Origin of the sequence: Nocardia sp. CA-145437, from assembly GCF_050956485.1 — a bacterium.
Taxonomy (GTDB): domain Bacteria; phylum Actinomycetota; class Actinomycetes; order Mycobacteriales; family Mycobacteriaceae; genus Nocardia.
This window is the reverse complement of record NZ_CP191204.1, coordinates 672213-698943: the sequence shown is the minus strand read 5'-3', so window position 1 is coordinate 698943 and position 26731 is coordinate 672213. Positions and strand designations below refer to the sequence as shown.

At 70.5% G+C, this 26731-nt stretch carries 22 protein-coding genes; 11 read left to right on the top strand and 11 right to left on the bottom strand.

Features of this window, described 5'->3' with window-relative positions:
* Window positions 1-23 precede the first annotated feature (23 nt).
* Entirely contained in the window at window positions 24-464 is a 441-nt protein-coding gene (locus ACQPYY_RS03265; RefSeq protein ID WP_379106240.1) for a cold-shock protein, read from the bottom strand.
* A gap of 137 nt (window positions 465-601) precedes the next feature.
* Between ACQPYY_RS03265 and ACQPYY_RS03260 the strand changes: the two genes are divergently transcribed.
* The 4 genes from ACQPYY_RS03260 to ACQPYY_RS03245 all read left to right on the top strand — a co-directional run bounded on the left by ACQPYY_RS03260 (window position 602) and on the right by ACQPYY_RS03245 (window position 4806).
* Window positions 602-832 carry a hypothetical protein gene (locus tag ACQPYY_RS03260; protein ID WP_433592703.1) on the top strand — a complete coding sequence of 77 codons (231 nt, stop codon included), beginning with the start codon at window positions 602-604 and terminating at the stop codon, window positions 830-832.
* Window positions 833-1225: 393 nt separating this feature from the next.
* Window positions 1226-1858, top strand: coding sequence for a transglycosylase family protein (locus tag ACQPYY_RS03255; protein ID WP_379105782.1), 633 nt, complete (start codon window positions 1226-1228; stop codon window positions 1856-1858).
* A 249-nt stretch (window positions 1859-2107) separates the two neighbouring features.
* Window positions 2108-2302, top strand: a complete 195-nt coding sequence (locus ACQPYY_RS03250; RefSeq protein ID WP_379105784.1) for a hypothetical protein — start codon at window positions 2108-2110, stop codon at window positions 2300-2302.
* Window positions 2303-2532: 230 nt separating this feature from the next.
* Window positions 2533-4806: a helicase-associated domain-containing protein gene (locus ACQPYY_RS03245; protein WP_433594555.1), complete on the top strand. Its 2274-nt coding sequence runs from the start codon at window positions 2533-2535 to the stop codon at window positions 4804-4806.
* Window positions 4807-4882: 76 nt separating this feature from the next.
* Here the strand turns inward: ACQPYY_RS03245 and ACQPYY_RS03240 are convergent, their stop codons facing one another.
* Window positions 4883-5386: an LppU/SCO3897 family protein gene (locus ACQPYY_RS03240; RefSeq protein WP_357282585.1), complete on the bottom strand. Its 504-nt coding sequence runs from the start codon at window positions 5384-5386 to the stop codon at window positions 4883-4885.
* Window positions 5387-5764: 378 nt separating this feature from the next.
* Entirely contained in the window at window positions 5765-7327 is a 1563-nt protein-coding gene (locus ACQPYY_RS03235) for a cellulase family glycosylhydrolase (protein WP_433592702.1), read from the bottom strand.
* A 239-nt stretch (window positions 7328-7566) separates the two neighbouring features.
* On the opposite strand from ACQPYY_RS03235, the gene ACQPYY_RS03230 reads away from it, so the two are divergent.
* From ACQPYY_RS03230 to ACQPYY_RS03215, 4 genes are all read left to right on the top strand, one after another.
* Window positions 7567-9225 carry a DNA repair helicase XPB gene (locus tag ACQPYY_RS03230; RefSeq protein WP_357282590.1) on the top strand — a complete coding sequence of 553 codons (1659 nt, stop codon included), beginning with the start codon at window positions 7567-7569 and terminating at the stop codon, window positions 9223-9225.
* Between the two features lie 37 nt (window positions 9226-9262).
* Window positions 9263-9931 (top strand): DUF3239 domain-containing protein, encoded by a 669-nt coding sequence (locus ACQPYY_RS03225; protein ID WP_433592701.1) that lies wholly within the window; start codon window positions 9263-9265, stop codon window positions 9929-9931.
* Window positions 9932-9985: 54 nt separating this feature from the next.
* Window positions 9986-10624, top strand: a complete 639-nt coding sequence (locus tag ACQPYY_RS03220) for a LysE family translocator (RefSeq protein WP_357089508.1) — start codon at window positions 9986-9988, stop codon at window positions 10622-10624.
* A gap of 65 nt (window positions 10625-10689) precedes the next feature.
* Window positions 10690-12093, top strand: coding sequence for a M1 family metallopeptidase (locus tag ACQPYY_RS03215; RefSeq protein WP_433592700.1), 1404 nt, complete (start codon window positions 10690-10692; stop codon window positions 12091-12093).
* A gap of 50 nt (window positions 12094-12143) precedes the next feature.
* Here ACQPYY_RS03215 and ACQPYY_RS03210 read toward each other — a convergent pair whose 3' ends face one another.
* The 3 genes from ACQPYY_RS03210 to sigJ all read right to left on the bottom strand — a co-directional run bounded on the left by ACQPYY_RS03210 (window position 12144) and on the right by sigJ (window position 15162).
* Window positions 12144-12788 carry a LysE family translocator gene (locus tag ACQPYY_RS03210; RefSeq protein WP_433592699.1) on the bottom strand — a complete coding sequence of 215 codons (645 nt, stop codon included), beginning with the start codon at window positions 12786-12788 and terminating at the stop codon, window positions 12144-12146.
* A 187-nt stretch (window positions 12789-12975) separates the two neighbouring features.
* The gene (locus ACQPYY_RS03205; protein WP_433592698.1) at window positions 12976-14160 is read right to left on the bottom strand and encodes a pyridoxal phosphate-dependent aminotransferase; all 1185 of its coding nucleotides are present in this window, start codon (window positions 14158-14160) and stop codon (window positions 12976-12978) included.
* Between the two features lie 60 nt (window positions 14161-14220).
* Window positions 14221-15162 carry an RNA polymerase sigma factor SigJ gene (gene sigJ, locus ACQPYY_RS03200; RefSeq protein WP_379105802.1) on the bottom strand — a complete coding sequence of 314 codons (942 nt, stop codon included), beginning with the start codon at window positions 15160-15162 and terminating at the stop codon, window positions 14221-14223.
* A gap of 153 nt (window positions 15163-15315) precedes the next feature.
* Here sigJ and ACQPYY_RS03195 point away from each other — a divergent pair, with 153 nt between their 5' ends.
* Window positions 15316-15897 carry a GNAT family N-acetyltransferase gene (locus ACQPYY_RS03195; RefSeq protein ID WP_379105804.1) on the top strand — a complete coding sequence of 194 codons (582 nt, stop codon included), beginning with the start codon at window positions 15316-15318 and terminating at the stop codon, window positions 15895-15897.
* Between the two features lie 132 nt (window positions 15898-16029).
* Here the strand turns inward: ACQPYY_RS03195 and ACQPYY_RS03190 are convergent, their stop codons facing one another.
* The 4 genes from ACQPYY_RS03190 to ACQPYY_RS03175 all read right to left on the bottom strand — a co-directional run bounded on the left by ACQPYY_RS03190 (window position 16030) and on the right by ACQPYY_RS03175 (window position 22634).
* Entirely contained in the window at window positions 16030-17124 is a 1095-nt protein-coding gene (locus tag ACQPYY_RS03190) for a 3-deoxy-7-phosphoheptulonate synthase (RefSeq protein WP_433592697.1), read from the bottom strand.
* 247 nt (window positions 17125-17371) lie between these two features.
* Window positions 17372-17734 (bottom strand): PH domain-containing protein, encoded by a 363-nt coding sequence (locus ACQPYY_RS03185; protein WP_433592696.1) that lies wholly within the window; start codon window positions 17732-17734, stop codon window positions 17372-17374.
* A 42-nt stretch (window positions 17735-17776) separates the two neighbouring features.
* Entirely contained in the window at window positions 17777-18658 is an 882-nt protein-coding gene (locus ACQPYY_RS03180; RefSeq protein ID WP_379105809.1) for an oxidoreductase, read from the bottom strand.
* A gap of 286 nt (window positions 18659-18944) precedes the next feature.
* Window positions 18945-22634: an amino acid adenylation domain-containing protein gene (locus ACQPYY_RS03175; RefSeq protein WP_433592695.1), complete on the bottom strand. Its 3690-nt coding sequence runs from the start codon at window positions 22632-22634 to the stop codon at window positions 18945-18947.
* A 108-nt stretch (window positions 22635-22742) separates the two neighbouring features.
* On the opposite strand from ACQPYY_RS03175, the gene ACQPYY_RS03170 reads away from it, so the two are divergent.
* On the top strand, window positions 22743-24368 hold the full coding sequence (locus ACQPYY_RS03170; RefSeq protein ID WP_433592694.1) for a (2,3-dihydroxybenzoyl)adenylate synthase: 1626 nt from the start codon (window positions 22743-22745) through the stop codon (window positions 24366-24368).
* Window positions 24369-24394: 26 nt separating this feature from the next.
* A complete protein-coding gene (locus ACQPYY_RS03165) occupies window positions 24395-25264 on the top strand; it encodes an oxidoreductase (protein WP_433592693.1) in 870 nt (289 codons plus the stop codon).
* A 23-nt stretch (window positions 25265-25287) separates the two neighbouring features.
* Here ACQPYY_RS03165 and ACQPYY_RS03160 read toward each other — a convergent pair whose 3' ends face one another.
* Entirely contained in the window at window positions 25288-26622 is a 1335-nt protein-coding gene (locus tag ACQPYY_RS03160) for a salicylate synthase (RefSeq protein ID WP_433592692.1), read from the bottom strand.
* Between the last annotated feature and the right edge of the window lie 109 nt (window positions 26623-26731).

The window sequence follows — 26731 nt, the reverse complement described above, 5'->3', positions numbered from 1 at the left end:
TTGCCGTTTCGAGCGCGTGCGACCTAGTGGTCGAGCTCGCGCGCCACGCCACGCACCACTTCGGCGATGCGCTGGGCGGTCTTGCGGTCCGGGTGCTTGCCACGGCGCAGATCCGGCTGCACCTTGGTCTCCAGCAGCGTGATCATGTCCTCGATGAGGCCGTGCAGCTCGTCCGGGGACTTGCGGTCGATGGGGGCGCCGTCGGTGCGGCCGCCGCGGCCACCGCGCTCACCCCGGCCGCCGCGCTCCTCGCGCAGAGTGGGGGTCTCCAGGAGCTTCAGCGAAAGCGCCTGCGGGCCACGGCGACCCGCGGCCATACCGAACTCGACACGCTGGCCGGGCTTGAGCGCCTCGACACCGTCGGGCAGCGCCGACGATCGAACATAGACGTCTTCTCCCTCATCCTGGGACAGGAAGCCGAAGCCCTTTTCGACGTCGTACCACTTCACCTTGCCGGTCGGCACTGCGCTCACCCGTTCGTCATTCCAGCCCGGAGCAACCGGGCAAAAGAACGCGCCCCACACAGCTATGCAGGACGCGACTGAACTCCGAGTCTACCCCGGTGCGAATAGCCCGAGCACATCAGTTTTACGGTCGAGAGGTGTCCGACACTTCTTCCGAGCAGGCCCCTCGCCGTTCCGCGGGCTGGCTGCTCTACATCGCCATGGGGCTGTTCGCGATCGGATTGCTGGCGGTCTTCGCCATCTTCGGCGTCGGGCTGCTGACCGATTCGAAGCCGGGGGTGTGGCTGTACCTGCTCGCCATGTGCGCGCCGCTCGGCTTCCTGCTGTCGATCGTCTACGCGCTGTGGTCGGGGCGCCGGGCGCGCTGAGATTGCCCAGTTCGTTACCCGGCCATTCCTGTGATCTTCATCACATAACGAGACGGTCACGGAGTGGTGACAGACCCCTATCGGCCGAGACTCGCCGTGACCACCTGCACAGAAGCCCGATGGAACCCGTTGCGCCGGTGAATGACCCGTACGGACACGACGGTTACCAAATGGTGATTTTTCGCCGCGAGCGTCGTAATGTTCTCCACCAGCCGGGTCAGCCCGGCGCCACCGGCCCGCCGCACCGAACTTCGCCCCGCGGGTACGGACCCCCAACTGGAACGAGGGGCGAAGACGAGGCATAGCGCACAGCCAGTGCGCCGGGCCGGACGACCTCTCAGTCCGACCCCGGTAGTCGGTCTCGCAGGCGCGTACGAGAGGAAAGACCCGAAAATGAGTGGACGCCATCGCAAGCCGACCAACACCGGCCGCACTGTCGCCAAGGTTGCCCTGACCGGCATCGCTCTCGGCGGCGCGGGAGTGGCCATGGCAGGAAACGCCAGCGCGGCACCCGACTCCGACTGGGACAAGCTCGCACAGTGCGAAGCCGGCGGTAACTGGGGCATCAACACCGGCAACGGTTTCCAGGGCGGACTGCAGTTCTCCCCCGGCACCTGGACCGCCCACGGCGGCGGCGAGTACGCCGCGACCGCCAACCAGGCCACCCGTGAACAGCAGATCGCGGTCGCCGAGAAGGTACTCGCCACGCAGGGCTGGGGCGCTTGGCCCTCCTGCTCCTCGAGCCTCGGCCTCTCCAGCTCCGCCACCCCGCGCACGGCCCCCGCGCCCGCCGCGTCCGACGTCCCGCAGTGGGCTCCGCAGCAGGCCGGCCCCGGCGGCGCCACCAACGGCACGCAGGAAGTCTTCCAGGCCGTGGACCGCGCCATCGCGGTCGCCCAGCAGCAGGGCATTCAGATCCCCCAGCCCGCACTGGATTTCCTCAACGCCACCAAGGCCAATGGCACCCAGCTCGACCCGGGCGTCGTGAACTTCTTCCAGGCGAACAAGGGCCTGCTGCCCCAGTAGGCAGCCCCCCTGTTCCCTCCGAAGGCCCCCATCAATGACGATGGGGGCCTTCGTCGTTCCCGCAGCCGGATTCCCCACGCGTTCGAGGCCCGCCTCGGTCTGGACTGCGCTCCGCCTCCCCGCGCTTGGAGCGGGGGAGCGAAGCGGAGGAGGGAAGACCGAGGTAACAGGGCCTCGAACACGCCGCAGCGAAGCGGAGGCAATCAGACACCGTGCCGGGGAGGGCGGCCGGTAGGTGCGCATGCCAGAATGAGCGGCGTGGTGAACAAATCGAACAAACCCTATGTGGACAACGGCTGGCCGGAGACCAACGGCGATCACGCGGTCACCGAGCTCTCCTCGACCCGCTCCGGTGGGCTCTCCCCCTACGGCGAGGACATGGAGTTCCCGCTGCCGGTCGAGCAGCTGCCCTACGTGCACCCGCACACCATCGTCAACCGCTGATCCGTCGTACCGACCGATATGCGGTTGACGGCGCTCGTTCCCGGGCGACCGCCGCGTACGACTCCAGGCCCTGTCTACCGCCTGGTGGCCGCGGCGGTCGCTGAACCGCGCCCGCACTCCCCGACGGATCGGGTGAAGTGACCGAAACCCCCACCCCGACGGGCGACCCGGACGCGCCCGCCGATTCCACGGCCACGGCCAAGCCCGCGAAATCCGCCAAATCCGCGGATCTGACGCTGGCCGAGTGGCTTTCCAAGCGCGGCGACGACGAACTCGTGACGCTGCTGGAGCTGCGTCCCGACCTGGCCGTCCCGCTGCCCGCCTCGATGGCCGTGCTGGCCGCCCGCACCGAACAGCGCGCCTCGGTGCTGCGCGCGGGCGACGAACTGAACACCCTCGACTTCGCCGTCATCGAAACCCTTGTGGTGCAAGGGGCCGGGGACGGCCGCCACGGCGCTCCCCTCCCCGCCAAAACGCTGCGCAAGCTGCTCTCGGACCGGGTGCCCGCCGCGCCCGTGAACGCCGCGCTGGCCAAGCTGCGCGCCCGCGCCCTGGTCTGGGGTCCCGACACCGCCCTGCGCGTGTCACCGGCCGCGCAGGAGGCCCTGCCCTGGCCGCTGGGCAGCACCACCGAATTGCCGGACGCGCTCACCGAACCCGAGATCAGCGCCGCCCTGGCCGCGTCCACGCCACAGGAACGCGCGCTGCTGGAGAAGCTGGCGAGCACCGGCCCGCGCGGCCGCACCCGGGACGCCGCGCCCGGCACCCCCGACGACCGTCCGGTGCAGCGGCTGCTGGCGCACCGGCTGCTGAACTGGATCGACGAGGAGACCGTGGAGCTGCCGGTCTCGGTCGGGCAGGTGCTGCGCAACGAGCCGGTCACCGATCCGCACGCGCTCGCGGCCCCGCACCCCGACACCACCAAGCACGCCCCCGCCGACATCAACGCGGTGGCCGCGGGCGAGGTGGGGGAACTGTTGCGGCACAGCGCCTCCGTGCTGGAGGTGCTGGGCCGCGCGCCCGCCCCGGTGCTGCGGTCGGGCGGCCTCGGGGTGCGCGAGTTGCGCCGGGTCGCCAAGCAGACCGGCATCGACGAGGACCGGCTCGGCCTGCTCGCCGAGATCCTGGCCGCCGCGCGCCTGATCGACAAGGGCACCCCCGAACCCGCGCCCGACGGCGACGGCACCGACGACTTCTGGACGCCGACCACCACCTCGGACGCCTGGCTGGCCGTGGTGCCCTCGCGCCGCTGGGCGGTGCTGGCGCAGGCCTGGCTGGAACTGGACCGGCTGCCGTGGATGATCGGGCTGCGCGACGCCAACGACAAACCCCTGGCGGCGCTCTCGGCGGAGCTGCGCACCGTGTACGCGGTCCGCGACCGGCACGCCGTTCTGGGCCTGCTGGCCGAATTCCCGCCCGGCACCGAGGTTTCCGCCGCCGATCTGGGGCGCATCCTGGCCTGGCGGGAGCCGCGCCGGCGCCGCCACTACCGGCTGGAGGCGGTGCGCGCCACTCTCGCCGAGGCCGAGGCGCTCGGACTGCTGGCGCGCGGCGCGGTCACCTCCGCGGGGCGCGCCCTGCTGCACGGCAGTCCGGAGGACGCCGAATCGGAGATGGCGATCGCGCTGCCCGAACCGGTGGATCACGTGCTGGTGCAGGCGGATCTGACGGTCATCGCGCCCGGCCCGCTGGTGCCCGAACTGCAGGACCGGATCGCCGTGGTCGCCGACGTCGAATCGGCGGGCGCGGCCACGGTGTACCGGATCAGTGAGACCTCGGTGCGCCGTGCCCTGGACGCCGGGGCCACGTCCGCGGAACTGCACCACCTGTTCACCACCCACTCCCGCACCCCGGTCCCCCAGTCGCTGACCTACCTGATCGACGATGTGGCCCGCCGTCATGGCCGCCTGCGCGCGGGCATGGCCCAGAGTTTCCTGCGCAGCGACGATCCCACACTGCTCGCCGAGGTACTCGCCGCGCCGGTCGCCGGGGAACTGGCCCTGCGCGCGGTCGCCCCGACGGTCGCCATCTCCCAGGCCCCGCTGGGCGAGGTGCTGGAACGCTTGCGGGCCGCCGGATTCAGCCCCGCGGGCGAGGATTCCGCGGGCGCCATCGTGGACCTGCGGCCGCGCGGCGCGCGCCTGCCCGCCCGGCAGCGCCCGCACCCGAACTGGCGGCCCAACCCGCCCAGCGCCGACCAGCTGCGATCCCTGGTGGCCGAACTGCGCGCGAGCGAGCGCGCCGCGCATGCCCGCGCCGGGCAGACGGTTCGCTCCGACGGCTCCCGCACCAGCACCCAGGCCACCCTCAACCTGCTCCAGCTGGCCGCCCGCACCCGCCGCCGCGTCCACATCGGCTACGTGGACGCCCAGGGCGTCGCCTCACAGCGCGTGGTGGAGCCGCTCAAGGTCGGCGGCGGGCAACTCGACGCCCTGGACCCGGTCACCGGCGCGGTCCGCCACTTCACCCTGCACCGCATCGCCTCGGTCGCCCTGGTGGAATAGGAAAAGCCCGGCACCCGCACGGCATTGGTGATGCCGACAAGTACCGGGCGGTCCGTGGGGGGCGCAACCCTCGGGCCTACCCCTTGGGGTTGCCCAGGCAGAAGGTGGTCTTCGGCTCGGGGACGATGCGGAACCCGATCGCGGTGCTCGGGTCGCAGGCGAACTCGTCGGCCTGGCCGTCGATCCGGTCGATCACCTTGAACGAGGCTTCCGGAGCCGTGCACGCCACGAACTTGTAGCCGGTGGTCTGGCTCTCGTTGTAGCAGGAGCCCTTCTTGAAGTTGGGGCTCAGGCACAGGAAGGCCGTGGTGCCGCCGTTGAGGGTCTCCTCGTAGGAGGTCTGCTCTTCCTTGCAGTCGGTCTTCTTGTCCGCGACCGCGGCGACCTTGTAGACCGCCTTCTGGTCGGAGCAGTCGACGGGCGCGGTCTTGGAGTCGGTGGCCGAGCCCTCGATCACATTGATGCAGTCACCGACCTTGGACTTGGCGGTGTCGGACTTGCTGGCGTTCTGGAGCGCCGAACAGCCGGAAACGGCGAATACGGCCACGGCCACCGCCACGAGGGCGAGCACGAGGCGCATCAACGGCCTCGTTCCTGCGAGCTTCACTAGCGAAAACCTTTCTCACCGAACCGTTCACGGCTGTGAACGCGGTGAGAATACCTGTGTGCCGCCCGGACCCGCATCCGACGCCGGGTTATATCCGGACGACATCACCGATCAGTGCCCGCGATTCAGTGCGGCAGCATGGACAATCCGCGCATACCCAGCCACGAGAGGTTCACGAGCAGGGTGGGCAGGGTGCTGAGCATCGGCAGGCCGAAATACAACATGGGTTACCTCTCGATCGACAAAACTGGGCGCGTGACCAACAGCGCCCCTTTGCCGTGTGTCGATATCCGCGCCCCACTCGTTACACAAGCGGGGCAATAGCTTTCGTGCATCATTGGCTTTCGCGCATCATTGTGCCGAACCGGATCCCGATCCGCTGCCGGACCCGGAATCCGCGGAGCCGCTCGCCGAGCCGCTGCCCGCCGAACCACTCGCCGAACCACTGGCCGAACCCGTCCCGATCGGACCGGTGGGCACCGTCGCGCCCTTCGAGCCCGGACGGTTGATGTACACGGTCACCGGCGTCGACGCGTCGGCCTCCACCGTCACCACCCGCGCACCGGGCGCGGAGGTCACGTGGCCGCCCTCGACCCGCACGGCGTAGCCGTCCAGATAGTGGACATCCGAGGCGTAGATCTCCGTGGTCCCCGCGCGCGGGGTGTACCGGTAGGCGAAGTCACCGGTGTCCGGATCGAAGATCATCCGCCCGGGCGTGCCCGCGGTCGCCCGCGGATAGGTGCGCACCAGCTGCTTGCCGACGTCCCCGAGGAAAGGATCCGGCTTCGGCCCGCCCGCCCCGAAGCGCGAGGAGTAGTGCCAGTACTGCCAGCTCGCGAACCGCTCGTCCGCGCGGACCAGGGTATTGCGCAGCACCGTCGCGTCGCCGTCACCGAATTCGGTGACCAGCGTGGGCAATTGGGTGCGCGCGGTGAGGGCGTCGATATTGCCCCAGGTCTTGTCCTGCTGCAGCGGGCACAGGCCGCGCAGGAACGTGGGCAGGCCCATGTAGATGGCCATCTGGCTGGGCATGCAGTAGTCGTGCGGCGCGAACGCGATGTTCGGGGCGCTGATCGGCGGATTCTTGCCCAGGCTGCTGGGCATGGTCTCGTTCCAGGTGACGTTGGGCTCCCACAGCACCATGAGGTCGCCGTTGCTCCCGCGCACCGCGTCGGTCAGCTTCTGCATGGCCGCTTGGTATTTCACGTCGAAGCCCGGGCAGCCGTTGGGGAAGCAGGACAGGAACGCGCTCCCCGGCCACGGCTCGTTGAGCAGTTCGATGCCCATCGCGCCGGGGTGGCCGCTCATCTTCGCGGCGAGCGCGCCGAGCGCCTGGCCGAGGTAGTCGAGGGCGCCGTAGGAGTTGTTCCACACCTCGTCCCAGCCCGCGTTCATGCTGGGCATCAGGTAGTAGAGGGGGAAGCCGAGATTGGGCTCCCCCGCCCCCGGGCGGGCGTGGAGGGACCACTCCGGAAAACCGTTGCCGCCCCACACCTTCGACAACCCGTCCTGGTGGTTGTCCAGCACGGTGTGGATCCCGTACTCCGCCAGGGTGTCCACGATGTCCGCGACCCGATCCAGATACGCGGTGTCGACGACGCCCTTGGTCGGCATCAGCCCGTCGAAGGACACGCCCAGCCGGACGGTGTTGAACCCGTGGCGGGCCAGCAGCGCCGCGTCGTCCTCGGTGACGGTGAGCCCGTCTCCCGCCTGGAGGAAGGGCGGTTCCTTGTCGACATTGTTGACCCCGTGCAGCAGCACGACCCGGCCGCTGTCGTCCACGAAGTGGGAGCCGTCGGTGTGGATCCGCCCGATCGAGGTGGCGGTGGGCGCGGCGTCCGCGACGACCGCGGAGGCCATCACCCCGCCCGCGACGGCGGCGGCGAGCAGCCCGCGCGTCCAGCGTCTCTGCATTCTTTTCAGTTCCCTTGGGTCAAACGTCCAAATGGACAAGCGTCCAATTTTCGAGTGATCGTAGCCACCAGAACTCTGGTCTTGACCGCTTTCACGGAATCCGATGAAACGCATCGGCCCGGTCAGCGGCGTCATCGGCCATGGATCCGGGCACGGGACGCAGGTCACGTGGCTTTGTCGGCGGCTTCCTGGAGAATGGTCAAGGCCCGTTCGGGCCCGGATCAAGCCAGGAGGTGTTCGTGACCGACGGTCCACTCATCGTGCAGAGTGACAAAACGCTGCTGCTGGAGGTCGATCATGAGTCGGCCGGCGCGGCGCGGCAGGCCATCGCGCCGTTCGCGGAGCTCGAACGCGCGCCCGAGCACGTGCACACCTATCGGGTGACGCCGCTCGCGCTGTGGAACGCGCGGGCCGCCGGGCACGACGCCGAGCAGGTGGTCGACGCACTGGTCAGCTTCAGCCGGTACGCGGTGCCGCAGCCGCTGCTGGTCGACATCGTCGACACCATGGCCCGCTACGGGCGGCTGCAGTTGATGAAGCACCCGGCGCACGGGCTGGTCCTGGTCAGCCTGGATCGCGCGGTGCTCGAGGAAATCCTGCGGCACAAGAAGATTCAGCCGATGCTGGGCGCGCGCATCGACGACGACACGGTGATCGTGCATCCGTCCGAGCGCGGCCGCATCAAGCAGATGCTGCTCAAGGTCGGCTGGCCCGCCGAGGACCTGGCCGGCTACGTCGACGGCGAGGCGCACCAGATCGACCTGGACTACCAGTCCAGCAACTGGCATCTGCGCGACTATCAGGAACTGGCCGCGGAGTCGTTCTGGGCGGGCGGCTCCGGCGTGGTGGTGCTGCCGTGCGGCGCGGGCAAGACCATGGTGGGCGCGGCGGCGATGGCGAAGGCCAAGGCCACCACGCTGATCCTGGTCACCAATACCGTGGCCGGGCGGCAGTGGCGGCGCGAGCTGCTGGCCCGCACCTCGCTGACCGAGGACGAGATCGGCGAGTACTCCGGGGAGCGCAAGGAGATCCGTCCGGTCACCATCGCCACCTATCAGGTGATCACGCGCAAGACCAAGGGCGAATACCGGCATCTCGAGCTGTTCGACAGCCGCGACTGGGGCCTGGTCATCTACGACGAGGTGCACCTGCTGCCCGCCCCGGTCTTCCGGATGACCGCGGATCTGCAGTCGCGCCGCCGGCTCGGGCTGACCGCCACCCTGGTGCGCGAGGACGGCCGCGAGGGCGACGTGTTCTCGCTGATCGGCCCCAAGCGCTACGACGCGCCGTGGAAGGACATCGAGTCGCAGGGCTGGATCGCGCCCGCGGACTGTGTCGAGGTGCGGGTCACCCTGACCGATGCCGAGCGCATGGCCTACGCCACCGCCGAGCCGGAGGAGCGCTACAAACTGTGCTCCACCGCGCGCACCAAACTGCCGGTGGTGGAGTCGATCCTGGCCCGGCACAAGGACGCGCCGAGTCTGGTGATCGGGGCCTACCTGGATCAGCTGGACGAGCTGGGCGAGCACCTGAACGCCCCGGTCATCCAGGGTTCCACCCGCACCAAGGAGCGCGAGGAGCTGTTCGACGCCTTCCGCCGCGGCGAGATCCCGGTGCTGGTGGTGTCGAAGGTGGCCAACTTCTCCATCGATCTGCCGGAAGCCTCGGTGGCGGTGCAGGTTTCGGGCACCTTCGGGTCGCGGCAGGAGGAGGCGCAGCGGCTCGGGCGGCTGTTGCGGCCGAAACACGACGGCGGCCAGGCTCACTTCTATTCCGTGGTCGCACGTGACACGCTGGACGCCGAGTATGCCGCGCACCGGCAGCGTTTCCTGGCCGAGCAAGGGTATGCCTATCGCATCACCGATGCGGACGACCTGCTGGGTCCGACGATAGGATAAGTGGAGGAAGAGCCTCCATAAGGCGGGAGGGACGTACGTGCGGCGCTTCGAATTCGCGGTGGACCGCGACCATGCTCGGGCGGTCAACGAGGTGGTCGCGTATCTGCGACGACTCCGCGTCTGGGCATACACGGCCGCCACCGCGCTGGGACTGGGCACCGCGTTCCTGATCTGGGTGAACCACCCATGGTCCTGGCTGCTGGCGGTGGCCTTCCTGGCCGCCGCGGTGACCGCGGCGTTCATCGGGTACTGGATGCCGCATCGCGGCCGGGTGGACAAGCTCTACGCCGCGGGCGACCTGGTGCCCGCGGTGGTGTCGGAGACCCACGGGAACGGGGCCACCCTGCTGGCCCTGGTCGACCTGGCCAAGCCGAACGCCCCCGGCCCGCGCTACGCCCTGGTGACCCGCACGGTCCGTTCCCTCCCCGGGCACCGGGCCCGCACCGGGGAACGGGTACCGGCGGTGACCGTGCGCGTGGACCGCGCCCCCGGCCCGGTCGGCGACCTGTGGCAATCGGTGAGCGCCATGCCCATCGCCTGGGGCACCCGGGACCTGAACATCATCGAACGCGCCCGCGAGGCCATCCACGAGGTCGAGTGGAAGCTGCTCACCGACAATCTGGATCTGGCCATCAAGGTGCGCGGCGCGGACGCCAAGCGCCTGCTGCTGGACCCGCAGCAGCTGCCGGAGGAGTTGCGCGGCTGAGCGATCCGCTCCGAACCCGCGATTTCCGCTTGCGCCGCTTCGTAGGATGGGGTGATGGTTCCCGTCACGAATCTGGTGGCGTTTCTGATCGCGGCCGTCGCGCTGATCGTAATCCCCGGCCCCGGAGTGCTTTTCGTCATCGGCCGGGCGCTGTCCTACGGGCGGCGGGCCGCGCTGCTGTCCGTGCTCGGTCATTCCCTGGGCGTCCTCGGCGTCATGGTGCTGGTCGCGGCCGGTCTGGGCACGCTGCTGGCCGCGTCCGCGATCGCGCTGGCGATCGTGAAGTTCGCGGGCGCGCTCTATCTCATCTATCTCGGGGTGCAGGCGATCCGGGATCGGCGTGCGCTGCGGGAGGCGTTCCAGGCGCGAGCCGAGCCGGTCGGCACCGGCCGGGCGCTGCGGCAGTCGATGCTGGTGGGCGTCACCAATCCGAAGGCGATCATCTTCTTCTCCGCGGTGCTGCCGCAGTTCGTGGCCCCGCACGCCGGACCGGTCCCGGTGCAGATGCTGATCCTCGGGCTGCTGTTCATCGCCGTCGCGCTGGTCTCCGACTCGGTGTGGGCGCTGGCGGCGGGTTCGGCTCGGGAATGGTTCGCGCGCTCGCCGAAGCGGCTGGAGGCGGTCGGCGGCGCGGGCGGGGTGATGATCATCGGCCTGGGGGCGAGTGTGGCCGTGTCGGGCAGCGGTAGCTGAGTCCGCAGCCGATTAGCATCAGCTCGTCGGCACTCGTAGGTGTGTGGAAAGGGCGGCTGGAGCGGATGCTTCGGAACTGGCGGTACCTGACGGTGGGGGCGGTACTGCTGCTGGGCGCGAACGCGGCTCCCGCGCAGGCGGATTCGAGCGACCCGCTGACGGGCGCGCCCGGCGCGGGCGATCCGTACTACCCGCTGGACGGCAACGGCGGCTACGACGTCGGCCACTACGACGTCACCATCTCCTACGACCCGCCGACGCATCAGCTGACCGGGGACACCCGCGTCGACGCGGTGGCGACCCAGGCCCTGCGGGTGTTCAACCTGGACTACAGCGGCCCGTCGGTGTCCAAGGTGACCGTCAACAACCTGCCCGCCTGGTTCGACCGCAACGGCGAGCACGAACTGTCCGTCACCCCGCTGATCCCGTTGCTCCCGGGTCTGCCGTTCACCGTGCGGGTGGAGTACGCGGGCGAGGTGACCGGCACCGAGGGCGAGGGCTGGGTGTTCTCGCCCAGCGGCGGCGCGTTCGTGGCGGGTGAACCGCATTCGGCGAGCAGCTGGTACCCGCTCAACGACACGCCCCTGGACAAGGCGACCTTCACCCTGCACGCCACGGTGCCGCAGGAGTGGGAGGTGATGTCGATCGGCGACAAGGTGTCCGACACCGTGCAGGGCGCGAACCGGACCGTGTCCTGGGAGATGCGTCAGCCGGTGGTCGGCTACCTGACCACCGTCGCCGTCGACCGGTTCGAGTTCCTGGAACAGCGGCGCGCCAATGGAACTCCGCTGCTGAGCGCCTTCGCGCCGAGCGCGGGCAAGGGCCGGGACCTGGAGGCGCGGCTGCCCGAGATCCTGGACTTCCAGGAGGAGCTGTACGGCCCGTACCCGTTCGACACCGCGGGCGGCCTCTACGTCGACACCGGACTCCAGTTCTCGCTGGAGACGCAGTCGCGCCCGATCTACGCGCCCTGGACCGACCTGAGCACCGTGGTGCACGAGATCGCCCACCAGTGGTGGGGCGACTCCATGTCGGTGAAGCAGTGGTCCGACATCTGCCTGAACGAGTGCTTCGCCAGCTACACCGCCGACTACCTGTGGTCGGAACGCAAGGACGGCAAGGACGTCGACGCCGAGTACCGCGACACCGTCGCGAAATACCATGACGATCCGAAGTTCTGGGAGATCGCGCTCCAGAACCCCGGTAAGGACAACGAATTCACCGCGGTCTACTACCGGGGTCCGCTGTTCCTGCACGCGCTGCGCCGGACCATGGGCGACGCCGCGTTCTTCGGAGCAGTCCGTGATTTCGTCATGGCGCACCGGTACGGCAACGCGTCCATGCCGGAGTTCCGGACCTTCCTGGGGTCGCGCTCGCCGGTCGATCTGACCGGGTTCCTGGCCGCCTGGCTGGACCGCACCGACCGTCCGGCCGACGAGTTCCTCTACCCCGGCCCGCTGCGCGCCTGATCAGGCCGGGACCGGCAGCGCCTGATCAGGCCGGGACCGGCCGCGTCTGATCAAGCCGGGACCGGCCGCGCCCGGTCCGAGAGCACCAGGGCGGCCATACCGCCGAGCACCGACCCGGTGACGTACCGCTGCGCCCGCAGCCACAGCGGCCGCCGGGCCAGGAAGGTCGAGACCGCGCCCGCGCTCAGCACGATCAGGGCGTTCACGGTGACCGCGATGGCGATCTGCACCGCGCCCAGCGACAGGCTCTGTAACCAGACCCGCCCGTGCGCGGGCACCACGAACTGCGGGATCAGCGCCATGTAGAGGATGGCGATCTTGGGGTTGAGCAGATTGGTGACCAGCCCCATCGTGAACAGCCGCCGAGCCGGATCCGCGGGCAGCTCGGTCGGCGCGAACAGCCCGATCCCGCCCGGCCGCAAGGTCTTCCAGGCCAGGTAGACCAGGTACAGCGCGCCCGCGACCTTCACCGTCAGATACAGCGCGGGCACCATGGCGAAGATCGCCGTGATCCCGGCCGTCGCGGCCGCCAGATACACCCCGAATCCGACCGCCACCCCGCCCAGTGACACGAGTCCGGCCCGCCGCCCCTGCGACACGGTCCGCGACACCAGATACATCATGTTCGGCCCCGGCGTGAGCACCAGCCCCAGCGCCGCGGCGGCCACGCCCAGCACCGCACTCGCTTCGATCATGCGACCGATTCTCCGGCCGCACTCCGCCGCTGTCGCGGGCCACTCATCACCGACTGGACCGCGAACGGCGGGCCACCGACACGCCCTTCGAACATGCGTCGGCTCGAACGATCTACGGGCAGCGCCCGCACCGACGGACCGGACCGCCTGAACACGACGCGATCGACGGACCTCGCGCGGTGCGGCATCAGCGTAGAGCTTCGGCCTGGTGGCCGGCCCGGAGGCGGCGCACGCCCTCGGCGATGGTCTCCTCCTTCTTGCAGAAGGTGAACCGCACCAGGTGATTCCACGCGGCCTTGTCGTCGGCGAAGACGCTGACCGGCACCGCGGCCACGCCGAGGCGTTCGGGCAGTTCGCGGCAGAAGGCGTAGGCGTCGGACGCGCCGAGCGGAGTGATGTCGGCGCACACGAAATAGGTGCCGTCACTGCGTTTCACACCGAAACCGGCCTCGGACAGCGCCGCGGAGAGGCGAAGTCGCTTCTCGGCGAGGGTGTCCCGCAGCGCGGCCACCCACTGCTGCTCGTTGTTGAGCGCGTGGGCGACCGCGGGCTGGAACGGGCCGCCGCCGACGAAGGTGAGGAACTGCTTGGCGGCCAGCACCGCGTCCAGCAGCGGCGCGGGCGCGCAGGCCCAGCCGATCTTCCAGCCGGTGACGCTGAAGGTCTTGGCGGCACTGGAGATCACGATGGTGCGCTCGAACATGCCGGGCAGCGTGGACAGGCTGATGTGCTCGTGCCCGTCGTAGCAGAGGTGCTCGTACGCCTCGTCGGACATGACGTACAGGTCGTGTTCGACGGCGAGTTCGGCGATGGCGGTGAGATCGGCGCGCGACAGCACGGTTCCGGTCGGGTTGTGCGGCGAATTCACCAGCAGCAGTCGCGTTTTCGGGGTGATGGCGGCGCGCAGGCTGTCCAGGTCGAGCGCGAAGCCGTCGCCGTCGGGCACCAGCCGGGCGGTGCGGCGCCGGGCTCCGGCCAGGGCGATGGCCGCCGCGTAGGAGTCGTAGTAGGGCTCGATGAGCACCACGTCGTCGCCGGGTTCGACCAGGCCGAGCACGGTGGCCGCGATGGCCTCGGTGGCGCCGACGGTGACCAGCACCTGGCTGTCGGGGTCGTAGTGGGTGCCGTAGCGGCGGGCGCGGTCGGCGGCGATGGCCTGCCGCAGGGCGGGCACGCCGCGGCCGGGCGGGTACTGGTTGAAGCCGTCGGCGATGGCCTGCCGCGCCACTTCGAGCATGCCCGCGGGGCCGTCGCTGTCCGGGAAGCCCTGGCCGAGGTTGACCGCGCCGTGACGGACGGCCAGTTCGGTCATCTCGGCGAAGATCGTCGACGCGAACGGCTGCAGGCGGGCGACGGTCGGAATACGCGGCATGTCCGGAGCCTAATCCATCGCCGGGAACGGCCGGCGGCCGTGATTCACCGCACAGCCAGGTCAGCGCGGGAGCCGGATGCCGCTCAGTTTGTCCGGGTTCACCACGTCGTAGACGCCCCACACCTTGCCGTCGCGCACGGTGAAGGCGTACACCCGCCGCGGATTGCCCGCATTGCCGTCCCGGGCCGGGATCGAGTGCGCGAGGATGCCGTGCTGCCCGTTGACCAGGACCGGTTCCAGTTCCCGGCCGGGCGCGGGATCGCCGGGGCCGCCGCCCGCGCCGACCAGCATGAACTTGCGCCACAGCCCCAGCCACAGGCGCACGTTCTTGTCCACGCCCGCAACCACGTTGACCGCGGTGGACACCTTGCCGCCGCCATCGCCGACGGTACGCACGTCCGGATGCAGCGCCGCCACCACGGCGTCCACGTTCCCGCTGGCCAGCGCGTCCAGCAGGGTCCGCACCGCGGCCTCGTGCTCGGCGTCGGCGGCCGGTTCCGGCGCGTCCGCCACCGCCTTGCGGGCCCGGGTGGCGAGCTGGCGCGCGGCATCGACGGAAACGTCCAGGATGTCGGCGATCTCGGTGAACGGCACCGAGAAGCCGTCGTGCAGCACGAAAGCCACCCGCTGCGGCGGAGTCAGCGTGTCCAGCACCACGAGGGCGGCGAACCGGAACTCCTGTTTGCGCATCACCGCGGCCAGCGGATCGGGGGTGCTGGACGGCGTCACCGCGGTGACCACCGGCTCCGGGAGCCATTGCCCCACATAGGTTTCGCGTCGCACCGCCGCGCTGCGCAGCCGGTCCAGGCAGAGCCGGCTGACCACGGTGGTGAGCCAGGCGCGCAGGTCGTGGATCTCGGATTGCCGGGCCGCGGCGAGCCGTAACCAGCTCTCCTGCACCGCGTCCTCGGCGTCGCTCACGCTCCCGGTGAGCCGGTAGGCCACCGAGACAAGATGCGGCCGATGCGTTTCGAACAAGTCGGCAAGGAGAGCGGCAACCATCGCACCGATCCTACGACCGGTCACCGACAGAGCTACAGCCGGTCACCGACAGGACCGCCGCCGGGCCACCCCGGGGCCCGGCTCCGGCGGCGGGCGAGCCGGGCACCGCGAATTACCGGTGGCGCCCGCCCGATTCCGTGACAGCATGACCCCATGGACGCGGAATTCCTCTCCGACGGCACGGTCTGGTTGTCGCCGCCCGCCGTCTCCGACATCGACGCCATCACGGCCCTGTGCCAGGAGCCCTCGATCGGCGCGTGGACCACCATGCCGGTCCCCTACCATCGCGCCGACGCGGAGAAGTTCATCTACGACATCGTCGGCCCCGGGTGGGCCGCCCGCAGCCCCACCTGGGCGGTGCGCGGGGCGGCCGACGGCCCGGTGGTCGGCATGATCGGCCTGAGCCCGCTCTACCCCCGCCGCGACGACGAGACCGCCGAGATCGGCTTCTGGCTCACCCCCACCGCCCGCGGCGCGGGTGTGATGACCCGGTCGGCCCGCCTGGTCGCGGCCGCCGGACTGGATCCCGAGTCGCTGGGCTTCGAGCGCCTGGAATGGCGGGCCTTCACCGGAAACCATCCGTCCGCGGCCGTGGCCCGCCGCATCGGCATGCACTACGAGGGCCTGATCCGCGGCGGCGGCATGCAACGCGGCGTCCGCCGCGACATCTGGGTGGCGGGGCGGCTGCGCACCGATCCGGACACCCCGAGCCCGCACTGGCCCGCGGACCTCTGACCCGGCGATACCCGGAAAAGCGTTCGGCGCACACCCGCCGGACTGGGTGTGCGCCGAACTCAGTGTGCACGCCGGATGCGTTCGGCGCGAGGCGAGCGCCGCGCCCGGGTGCGGGTCTATCGGATCGGGAACCTACGCGCGGGCCGCGCGGCGCTGGGCGACCGCGTCGGCGAGGCGCTCCAGCTGGGCGACCGTGGTGTCCCAGTCGATGCACGCGTCGGTGATGGACTGGCCGTAGGTGAGGTCCTCCGGCTTGCCGAGGGTGAGGTCCTGGCGACCGGCGACGATGAAGGACTCCATCATCAGGCCGACCACGGTGTCCTCGCCGCCCGCGATGCGCTCGGCCAGATCGGTGACCACGTCGACCTGCTTGTTGTGGTCCTTGTTGGAGTTGCCGTGCGAGGCGTCCACCACAAGACGCTGGGGCAGCGACGACTTCTCCAGGCGCAGCAGGGCTTCCGAGCAGGAGGCGGCGTCGAAGTTGGGGCCGTTGGAGCCGCCGCGCAGGATGACGTGGCAGTCCGGGTTGCCGGCGGTGCGGATGAGCGCGGAACGCCCGTCCAGGTCGGTGCCGGGGAACACGTGGGAGGCGGCCGCGGCACGCACGCCGTCCACCGCGACCTGCACGTCGCCGTCGGTGCCGTTCTTGATGCCGACCGGCATGGACAGCGCCGAGGACAGCTGCCGGTGCACCTGGCTGGCCGCGGTGCGGGCGCCGATCGCGCCGTAGGCGACCAGGTCGGCGATGTACTGCGGGGTGATCGGGTCCAGGAACTCGCACGCCACCGGCAGTCCGAGCGCGGTGATGTCGACCAGCAGGCGGCGGCCCAGGTCCAGGCCGGTGTTGATGTCGAAGCTGCCGTCCAGGTGCGGGTCGTTGATCAGGCCCTTCCAGCCCAGCGTGGTGCGCGGCTTCTCGAAGTAGACGCGCATCACCACGTGCAGGCGGTCGTCCAGTTCGGCGGCCTTGGCGGCCAGGCGACGGGCGTAGTCCATGGCGGCTTCGGGATCGTGCACCGAACACGGGCCGACGATCACCATGAGGCGGTCGTCGGCGCCGTTGAGCACGTCGACGGTGGCCTTGCGGCCGGCGCGCACGGTGTCGGCGAGGGTGTCGTCGATCGGGTGGGCGGCACGGACCTCGCGCGGCGAGCTCAGCGGGCTGACGCTGAGGGTGCGCTGGTCATCGAGATCGGCATGCCGGTCGAGATCGGCGGTGGTGGTCATGGGGGTTTTCCTTGTCCCAGGCCGACCCACGGAGAATTGCGAAACCCCTTGGAGCCGGTCTGATTTCGTCCGGCTCGGGGTGGAGGATGTCAGCGCGAGGTCACGCCGCTCGACCCACCCGGGGCCGGCTGGCTAAACCAGAAATACTGACGCTGCATGCCAGGCACTGTACCAGAGATCCCTTTTCGTGCGTGTGGCGTACGCCACGGCGACTGGGACGGGCATCCCACCTGATGGGATTTCCGGGTCAGTGCAGGATGTAGTGCAGGATCACGTCGTGCACGTGGCGCGTCTTGTCGTCGCCGCGGAACTCCACCTCGTAGGTGTGGTGCCCGGTGCTGATGGCGATGTGCCCCGACGAGAAGAACTGGCCCGCGAACGACTTGTTGGTCAGGATGCTCACGCTCGCGATCCGCGCGTAGGGGATGGACGTGATCGCGATCTTCTTACCCACGAACGAGTTGTCCTGGATGATGACCCGCCGGTCGGTGAGCCCCAGGAATCCGGTGCCCACACCGATGGCGTCGTACACGGCGAGGATCTGCTCGCCCTGCATCAACCCCTGCTGGATCTTGTCGAGTTGATCCCGTCGATCGAATGGAATGCTCACCAACCCCCGCCTTTCGGCTCAGCGATGCTCCCGGACTTCGGTTCAGCGGCGCACGAACGGATAGCTGACCTTGGTCAGCTGCTCGGACAGCTCCCACAGCCGCCGCGCGGTCACCTCGTCCTTGGAGGCGGCGCTGGACGGGCTGGGCCCGGGGTAGCCGCGCATGCCGCGCAGCCCGGTGGGCCCGTAGAAGCCGCCCGGCTCGACCTCGGCGGTGGCGGCGAACAGCGTTGGCAGCGCGCCCATCTCGGCGCTCTGCGCGAACAGCCTGTTGCCGATCGACATCAGGGTGTCGTAGATCGACTCGGTGTGCCCCTGCAGGTCGGTGGCGGCGTAGCCGGGATGCGCGGCCACCGACAGCTTCGCCGATCCGGCGGCGGTCAGGCGGCGCTGCAGTTCCCGCGCGAACATCAGATTCGCGAGCTTGGACTGCCCGTAGGCGGCCCAGCGCTGATAGCTGCGCCGTTCCCAGTCCAGGTCCTCGAGGTCGATGCGGCCGATGGCGTGCATGCCCGAGGACAGCGTGACCACCCGGTCGCGAATCTTGTCCAGCAGCAGCCCGGTCAGCGCGAAATGGCCGAGGTGGTTTGTGCCGATCTGCATTTCGAAGCCCTCGGCGGTGCGCTTGAGCGGCACCGCCATCACGCCCGCGTTGTTGATCAGCACGTCCGCGCCGTCGACCGAGTCGGCGAACTCGTGCACCGAGGACAGGTCGGCCAGGTCCAGGCGGCGCACCTGGGCGTTCGGGCCGATCCGATCGGCCACCGCTCTCGCCTTCACCTCATTGCGGCACGCCATGATCACCTTCGCGCCCGCGCCGGCGAGCGCTCGCGCGGTGGCCGCGCCCAGCCCGCTGTTGGCCCCGGTGACGATGAAGGTCCGGCCCGCTTGATCGGGGATGTCGGAGATGTCCCAGCCGCTCACGGGATCGAGTCTAGGGGCGCGGAGGCGCCCACGTCCGATGTCGGCGTGAACGGTTCCCGGACGCGTGATTTGCCGACCATCCCGAGCGGGTGCCGAGCGCGGCGCGTCCGTGTCCTGTTCATGCCCTGTGACCTGCGTGAGCGGTAGCGTCCGCGACCGTGGACACCCTCATACCCGCGGGTTTGCCGGGCATCCTGGTCCTGATCTGGAATGCTGCCGCCCACGCACCGAGACACCCGCCGCCGATCCCCGCACCCCGCGACAAGGGCGCGGGGATCACGCCTTTTCAGGAGAGGGCGAGTACCTCGTCGTCGGACATGGCGGCCACCTCCAGGTAGAGGCGGGCCACGCCGTCGAGCCGGCCGGTGGCGCCGGTCCGGCGCTCCCGCTCCAGCAGCCGGGCGGTCAGCCCCTCGACCGTGCGGGCCGCGAAGAAGTCGGCGACCACCGTGTCCGGGGAGTCCAGCCAGTCCCGCACGCGGGCGATGACCGCGGTGGCCAGCACCGAATCGCCGCCCAGGGCGAAGAAGTCGTCGGTCACGCCGACGGACTCGCGGCCCAGCACCGACGCGATGATGTCGGCCACGGCACGCTCGACATCGGTTCGGGGCGCGACGAATTCACCCGCCCGCTCGCCCGCGGCCAGCAGCCCGGCGATGGCCTTGCGGTCCGGTTTGCCGTTCGAGGTGAACGGCAGCTCGGCGAGCGTCTCCACCCGATCCGGAATCATGTAGGCGGGCAACAGATTCGCGGCCGCCTCCAGCAGCACCGGGACGTCCAGGGCGACGCCGTCGTCGGCCACCAGGACGGCGGCCAGCTTCGGCGCGGCCGCGCCCACCACGGCGGCGATGGCGTGCCGCACGCCCGGCAGGCCGCGCAGCACGCTCTCGACCTCGCCGAGCTCCACCCGGTAGCCGCGGATCTTGACCTGATGGTCGGCGCGGCCCAGGAATTCCAGGCAGCCGTCGGGCAGGTAGCGAGCCAGATCGCCGGTGCGGTACCAGTTCAGGCCGTCGTGGGTGACGAACCGGTCGGCGGTGCGCTCCGGGTCCCCGCGGTACCCGGCGGCCACCCCCTCGCCGCCGATCCACAGTTCACCCGTCACCCAGTCCGGGCAGTCCTGACCGGACGGGCCGACCACCCGGCAACGCACATTGCGCAGCGGGGTGCCGTACGGGACGGCTGACCACTCCGGCGGCACCTCGGCATTCACGACCTCGCGGATCGTCGAGTGGATGGCCGTCTCGGTGGCCCCGCCCAGTCCGGCGAACCGGCAGCCGGGAGCCACCGCGGCGAGGCGGCCCGGCAGCGCCACGTCCACCCAGTCGCCGCCCAGGATCACCATGCGCACACTGTCCACAGGTTTCCCGGCCGCGGCCTCCAGCGTCATGTCCAGCAGGCTGGGGACGCAGTTCAGCACCGACACCCGGTGGCGGCGGATGAGTTCTACCCAGCGGCCCGGCTCCGCGCGCTGTCCCTCATCCAGCGCGATCACCGCGCCGCCGGCGCTCAGCAGACCGAAGATGTCGTAGACGGACAGGTCGAATTCGAGCGCCGAGAGCGCCAGTGCGCGATCATCCACACCGATCCCGAAGCGTTCGTTCAGGTCGTCGATGGTGTTCATGGCCGCCCGGTGCGGCACCTCCACACCCTTCGGCCGCCCCGTGGAGCCGGAGGTGAACAGCACGTAGGCGATGGCCTCCGGATCCGGGATCACGGCCTGCGCCAATGGCTCCGGGTACTCCCGCGCCGCGCGCAATGCCACGGTCGGCAGCCCGGGCACCTCGCCACCAGTCGTCACCGCCGCGACGACCGCGCCGGTCCGCAGGATCTCGGCGCGCCGCCGGTCGGGCTGGTCGAAACCGATCGGCACGTACACGGCCCCCGCGGCCAGTACGCCGACGGTAGCCAGGATCTGATCCGCGCCCTTCGGCAACTGCACGGCGACCGCGTCGCCCGGCCGGACACCCACCGCCCGCAGCGCACCCGCCACCGCGAGCGCCTGCGCTGCCAGCTCGCGATACGTGAGAACGTTTGCGACGGAGCCGGATTCACGGCCGTCCGCCGACCCCGCCGGATCGACGCGGTCGGACTCCCAGACGATGGCCGGAGCGTCCGGGTTCGCGGCGGCGTTGTCGAACAGGCCACTGTGCAGCGCGCGACCGCTGACCGGGCCGTCGGTGGCGTTGACCTGGGCGCGAACCACCGCCTGCTCCACGGGAATTCGCACCGCGGCCTCGGCGTCCCATCCCGCGCCTCCGAAACCGGCGGTGGTGTGGGCGGCGTCGTCATCGGCGTCCGGCGCGGGCTCGTCACTGCCCGCGAGGCGCAGGACGGCGTCGATGTAGCGGGTGAACATGGTCTCGACCATGGCCGGCGGGAAGGCGTCCGAGCGGACGTCCCAGTTCAGCAGCAAACCGCCGCGAACTTCGGTGACCTGCGCGTCGAGCAGTACCTGCGGACCCTGCGAGATGATCCACACCGGGTCGCCGAAGGTGTCGGTGACCTGGTCGGCGAACAGCTCACCCAGGTTGATGGCACTGGTGTAGACGATCGGGGCCAGCACCGGTTCGGCGCGCAGGCGGCCCAGATCGCGCAGCACCTCGAGGCCGGTGTAGCCGGAATGCGCTCCGGCGGCGTGCAATTCGCGCTGCAGCGCCCGGGCGCGCTCGGTGACGGTAGCCGGCTCGGTGACGTCCACCTCCAGCAACACCGAGGAGGTGAAGTCGCCGACCACGCCGTCCACCTGCGGGTGCACCGGTTCCCGATGGAACAGCGGCAGATTCAGCAGGAACCGGCGCTGCGCCGACCAGCCGCCGATACTCTCGGCGAACACCGAGGCCAAGGCCATGGCCGGGGTGATGCCGCGGGCGTGCGCCGCGGCGAACACGCGACCCTTGGCCTCCGGCGACAGCCAGCGGTGCAACCGCACGGTCCGCGCCGCCCGCTCCCCCGGCTCCGCCACCGCGGCCTCGGAAGCCCGCGGCAGTTCCGGCGCGCCCGGCAGTTCGGGCAGACGGGCCTGCCACCACGCGCGGTCGGCGGCGTGTTCCGGTGCGGGACCGGCGTGTTCGGCCAGGTACTCACGGAAGGTGTAGTCCTGCGGCGGCAGCTGCTCACCGTGGTACAGGCGCGCCAGGTCCGCGACCAGGATGCGATAGCTCATGGCGTCGGCCGCGAGCATGTCCACGTCCAGGTGCAGCCGGGTGCGGCCCTCCGGCAGCCGGGTCAGCGCGATATCGACGACCTGACCGTCCTCGACGGCCATCAGCTGGTGGGTCCGGCGGTCCCGCAGCTCCTCCAGCGCCCGCTCCACCGCCTCCGGCGCGGCGTCACGCAGGTCGGTGACGCTCCAGACGTCCCGGCCCGGGCGCTCCAGGGTCTGCTGGGTGCCGTCGGGCCGGAACCGGGTGCGCAGCATCGGATGCCGCCGCACCAGCGCCTCGACCGCGGCGCCGAGGCGGGCGGGGTCGACACCGGCCCCGTCGAATTCGACGTAGAGGTGGGCGGCGACGGCGCCGAGTTGCTGACTGTCGGACCGCCCGATCCAGTACGCGTGCTGCATGGGCGCGAGCGCGAACGGGGCGCCGGCGTCGGTTTCGAGGTCAACGGCCGCCGCGACACCGACCGCGGCGAGCTCGCTGCTCGGCTCCTGACTCGAAACAGACTGCGCGGCCTCGTGATCGGCCTCCACGGCACCGTGATCGGCCTGCGCGGCGCTCTCCTCGCCGGTCCCGCTCAGCAGACCGTGCCAGGCGGCGACCGTGGGCTCGGCGGCGAGCTGGGCGAAGTTCACGGCCAGGCCGCGCTTGCGCCATGCGCCCGCGAGTTTCATGGTGCGGATGGAGTCGAGGCCGAGCTGGATGAGGTCGTCGTGGTCGGCGATATCGGCCGGGTCGAGACCGAGGTGTCCGGCGATGGCGGCGCGGATCTCGTCCCGGGCGATGTTCGCCGACGGCCCCTGGGGTGACTCCATTCCGCTGCTACTCCTTGTTCGACGGGATCGATGGGCAGAAGCGTAACCCATTGAGATAGGGTTGCCTAACCTATGCAAGGACACCCTTACCAGCAAGAGGTCAGAGCCGTGACAACGACCGCACCCGCCGCCGCGGGCCATCGCGACGGATTCGTCGCCTTCCCCGCCGACCTCGCCGAGCGGTACCGGCGCGAGGGCTACTGGGCGGGCCGCCCGCTCGGGGAACTCCTGCGCGACGCCGCCCGGCAGTGGCCCGAGCGGCCCGCCCTGCTGAGCGACGAACCCGGCCGCGCCCCGGCCACCTACGCCGACCTCGACCGCGCCACGGACCGAATGGCGCACGGCCTCCTGAAGCTCGGCATCCGATCCGGCGACCGCGTGGTGGTCCAGCTGCCCAATACCCCCGCGTTCCTGCCGCTGCTGTTCGGCCTGCTGCGCGCCGGGATCATCCCGGTGCTCACCCTGCCCGCGCACCGCCGCGCCGAAATCGAGCATCTGGCCCGGCTTTCCGGCGCGGTCGCCTACATCGCGGCCGACCGGCTCGGCGACTTCGACTACCGCGCCCTGGCCGCCGAGGTCCGCCCACAACTCCCCGACCTGCGCCACATCCTGATCCTGGGCGACCCGGGGCCGTTCACCGACCTGGATTCGATTCCCGCCGACGGTGATTCGCTGCCCGAGGTGGACGCCTCCGACATCGCGCTCATGCTGGTGTCCGGTGGCACCACCGGACTGCCCAAGCTGATCGCCCGCACCCACGACGACTACGTCTACAACGCCACCGCCAGCGCCGCGGTCTGCGAACTCGGCCCCGACGACGTGTATCTCGCGACCCTGCCCGTCGCCCACAACTTCCCGCTCGCCTGCCCCGGCGTGCTCGGCACCGTGGCCACCGGCGGGGCCATGGCGTTCGTCACCGACCCCAGCCCGGAGAGCGCCTTCGCCGCCATCGAACGGCACCGGGTGACCGTGACGGCCGTGGTGCCGCCGCTGGCCCAATTGTGGTGCGCGGCAGTGGAATGGGAGGACGCGGACCTGTCCTCACTGCGGCTGCTCCAGGTCGGCGGCGCGAAACTGGCCGAGGTGAACGCCCGCGAGGTCACCCCCGCCCTGGACTGCCGCCTGCAGCAGGTGTTCGGCATGGCCGAGGGCCTGCTCAACTACACCCGCGCCGAGGATTCCGACGACCTGGTGTGCACCACCCAGGGCCGCCCGCTCGCCCCCGCCGACGAGGTGCGGGTGGTGGACGAGCACGGCCACGACGTCGACGACGGCGAGGAGGGCGAACTGCTCACCCGCGGCCCCTACACGCTGCGCGGCTACTACCGCGCCCCCGAACACAACGCCCGCGCCTTCACCCCCGACGGCTTCTACCGCAGCGGCGACCTGGTGCGCCGCCTGCCCAGCGGCCACCTGATCGTGTCCGGCCGCATCAAGGACGTGATCAACCGCGGCGGCGAGAACATCTCCTGCGACGAACTCGAGGAGCATCTTCTCGCCTATCCCGGCGTCCGGCACGCGGCCGCCGTGGGCCTGCCCGACGCGGCCCTGGGCGAGAAGGTCGGCGTGTTCTTGGTGACCGAGGGCGAGCTGCCGTCGCTGGCGGCCGTCAAGACCTTCCTCACCGAGCGCGGCCTGGCCACCTACAAACTCCCGGATGTGTTGCGGCAGATCGATTCCCTGCCGGTGACGGCGGTCGGGAAAATCGACAAGAAGGCCCTTGCCGCGCGGTGAGAGCCGATCCGTCATAGAGTTCACCTATGGGTGGGTGGAACGAATCGGATATTCCTGACCAGAGTGGCCGGATCGTCATCGTCACCGGAGCGACCAGCGGCCTGGGCGAGGCCACCGCGCGCGCCCTGGCCGCCGCCGGGGCGCGCGTGATCATGGCCTGCCGCAACGAGATCAAGGCGCGGGCGGTGGCCGCCACCATGCCCGGGGACGTGCACATCCGCGCCCTCGATCTGGCCGACCTGGCCTCCGTGCGCGCCTTCGCCGACGCCATCGACCGGGCCGACGTCCTCATCAACAACGCGGGCGTGATGGCGGTCCCCAAGCGGGCCACCGCCGACGGCTTCGAATTGCAGATCGGCACCAACTATCTCGGCCATTTCGCGCTGACCGGCCTACTGCTGGACCGGATCTCGGAGCGCGTGGTCAACACCTCCAGCCTCACCCACCTGATCGGGCGCATCGACCTGGAGGACCTGAACTGGGAGCGGCGCGCCTACTCCCGGTTCGGCGCGTACGCGCAGTCCAAACTCGCCGTGCTGCTGTTCACCTACGAACTCCAGCGGCGGCTCACGGTCACCGGATCGGCCAAGCTGGCGGTCGCCGCGCACCCCGGTTACGCCGCCACCGAGATCAGCTCCGAGACCCAGAACGTGCTCGAACAGCTGGTCGGCCTCGGCAACCGGCTGATCGCGCAGAGCGCCGACATGGGCGCGCTGCCAACCCTGTACGCGGCCACCGCCGACATCGAACCCGGCGCCTACTACGGGCCGGACCGGTTCAACTGGCGCGGCCACCCGACCCGGGTCAGCTCCAACGCCGCCTCCCACGACGAGAAGACCGCCCGGCAGCTCTGGGAGCTGTCCGAGCGGTTGACGGATGTCGACTTCCCCATCTGACCCTCAGATCTCCGGTTCGGGGATCAGGCCCGCACCACGTACGGCGCGACGCTGCCCAGCTTCTCGCAGGTCTCCTCGAACTCCCGCTCCGGCCGCGACTGCCCGACCACGCCCGCGCCCGCGCGCAGCCACGCGCCCGCACCGGACTGGTAGACCGCGCGCAGCACCAGCGTCGCCTCCAGCGCGCCGTCGGGGGAAACCGTCACCACCGCACCGGAATACAGGCCGCGCGGATCGTGGTCGAGGCGGAACACCGCGTCCACGCCCTCGGCCTTGGGGATGCCGGAGGCGGTGACGGACGGGAACAACATCTCCAGCGCGTCCCACGGGCTGCGGTCGGCGGCCAGCCGCCCACGCACGGTGGAGGCCAGGTGCTGCACGCTGCCGCGCTCACGGACCGCCATGAAGTCGGAGACCGCGGTGGTGTCCGGCTCGGCGACCGCGGCGATCTCGGCGAACGAGGTCTGTACCGAGATGGCGTGCTCGACGATCTCCTTCGGGTCGCGCACCAGGTCGGCGCGGGCGGCCAGGTCGATGTCGTCGCCGCGGCCGAAGGCGCGGGTCCCGGCCAGCGGCTCGGTGGTGACCACCCGGTCGCGATCCACGGCCGCCACCAGTTCCGGGCTGAAGCCCGCGGCCTCCAGGCCGCCCAGGCGCAGCAGGAACGAGCGCGCCGGGGTGTTGTTCGCGCGGCCCAGGCGGTAGGTGGCGGGGATGTTGACCGCGAAGGGCAGATCGACCTTCCGGGACAGAATCACCTTCTGGTACTTGCCGTCCCGGATCTCGGCCACGCCCGCGGCGACCCGGTCCTGATAGCCGGTCGGGTCCGGGGTGACGTCCACGGGGTACGCGACGGGCAGCGCGGTGTCCTGGGCGGCGGCGATCAGCTCGTGGATGTCGCCGGTCTCGGCGGGCGTCGCGCCCGACACCCGCACGCCGGCGGCGTCGATGCGGACCTCGATGCGCGGAATCATCAAGTGCGCCAGGGTGGCCCGCGGGTGCACGTGCTCGGTCGCGCCCAGCGACCAGGCGCAGAACTCGAAGCCGATCCAGCCGAAGGCGTTGCGGCCCTCCAGGGGCAGCCCGGCCAGCGCGCGGTCGAGGGCCTGCGCCGGATTGCCCGACCACGGTCCCACCGTGGTCTGTCCGTCCCAGCTCACCCGCAGTTCGCCCGCGTCCAGCTCGACGCCGCCCAGCGGGTCGGCGGCGAAAACCCATTCGCCGGGCCGTTCGTAGACCACGTACTCACCGAAGCGATCCGCCGCCGCCAGCGCGGTGACGGCCGCGACCGGATCGGTGACGTACTCTCCCCACCGCTGCTCCCCCTCGGGCCGTACCCGTTCGTCAGCGACCGACACCAGACCTCCAAGGTTATGCTTACCTAACTCGGGAGTGAGGTTAGCATTACCTTTCCCTTCGTGGGGAGGCCCGCATCGCGACGTCCGTCACCACCGCCGCGCAACACGG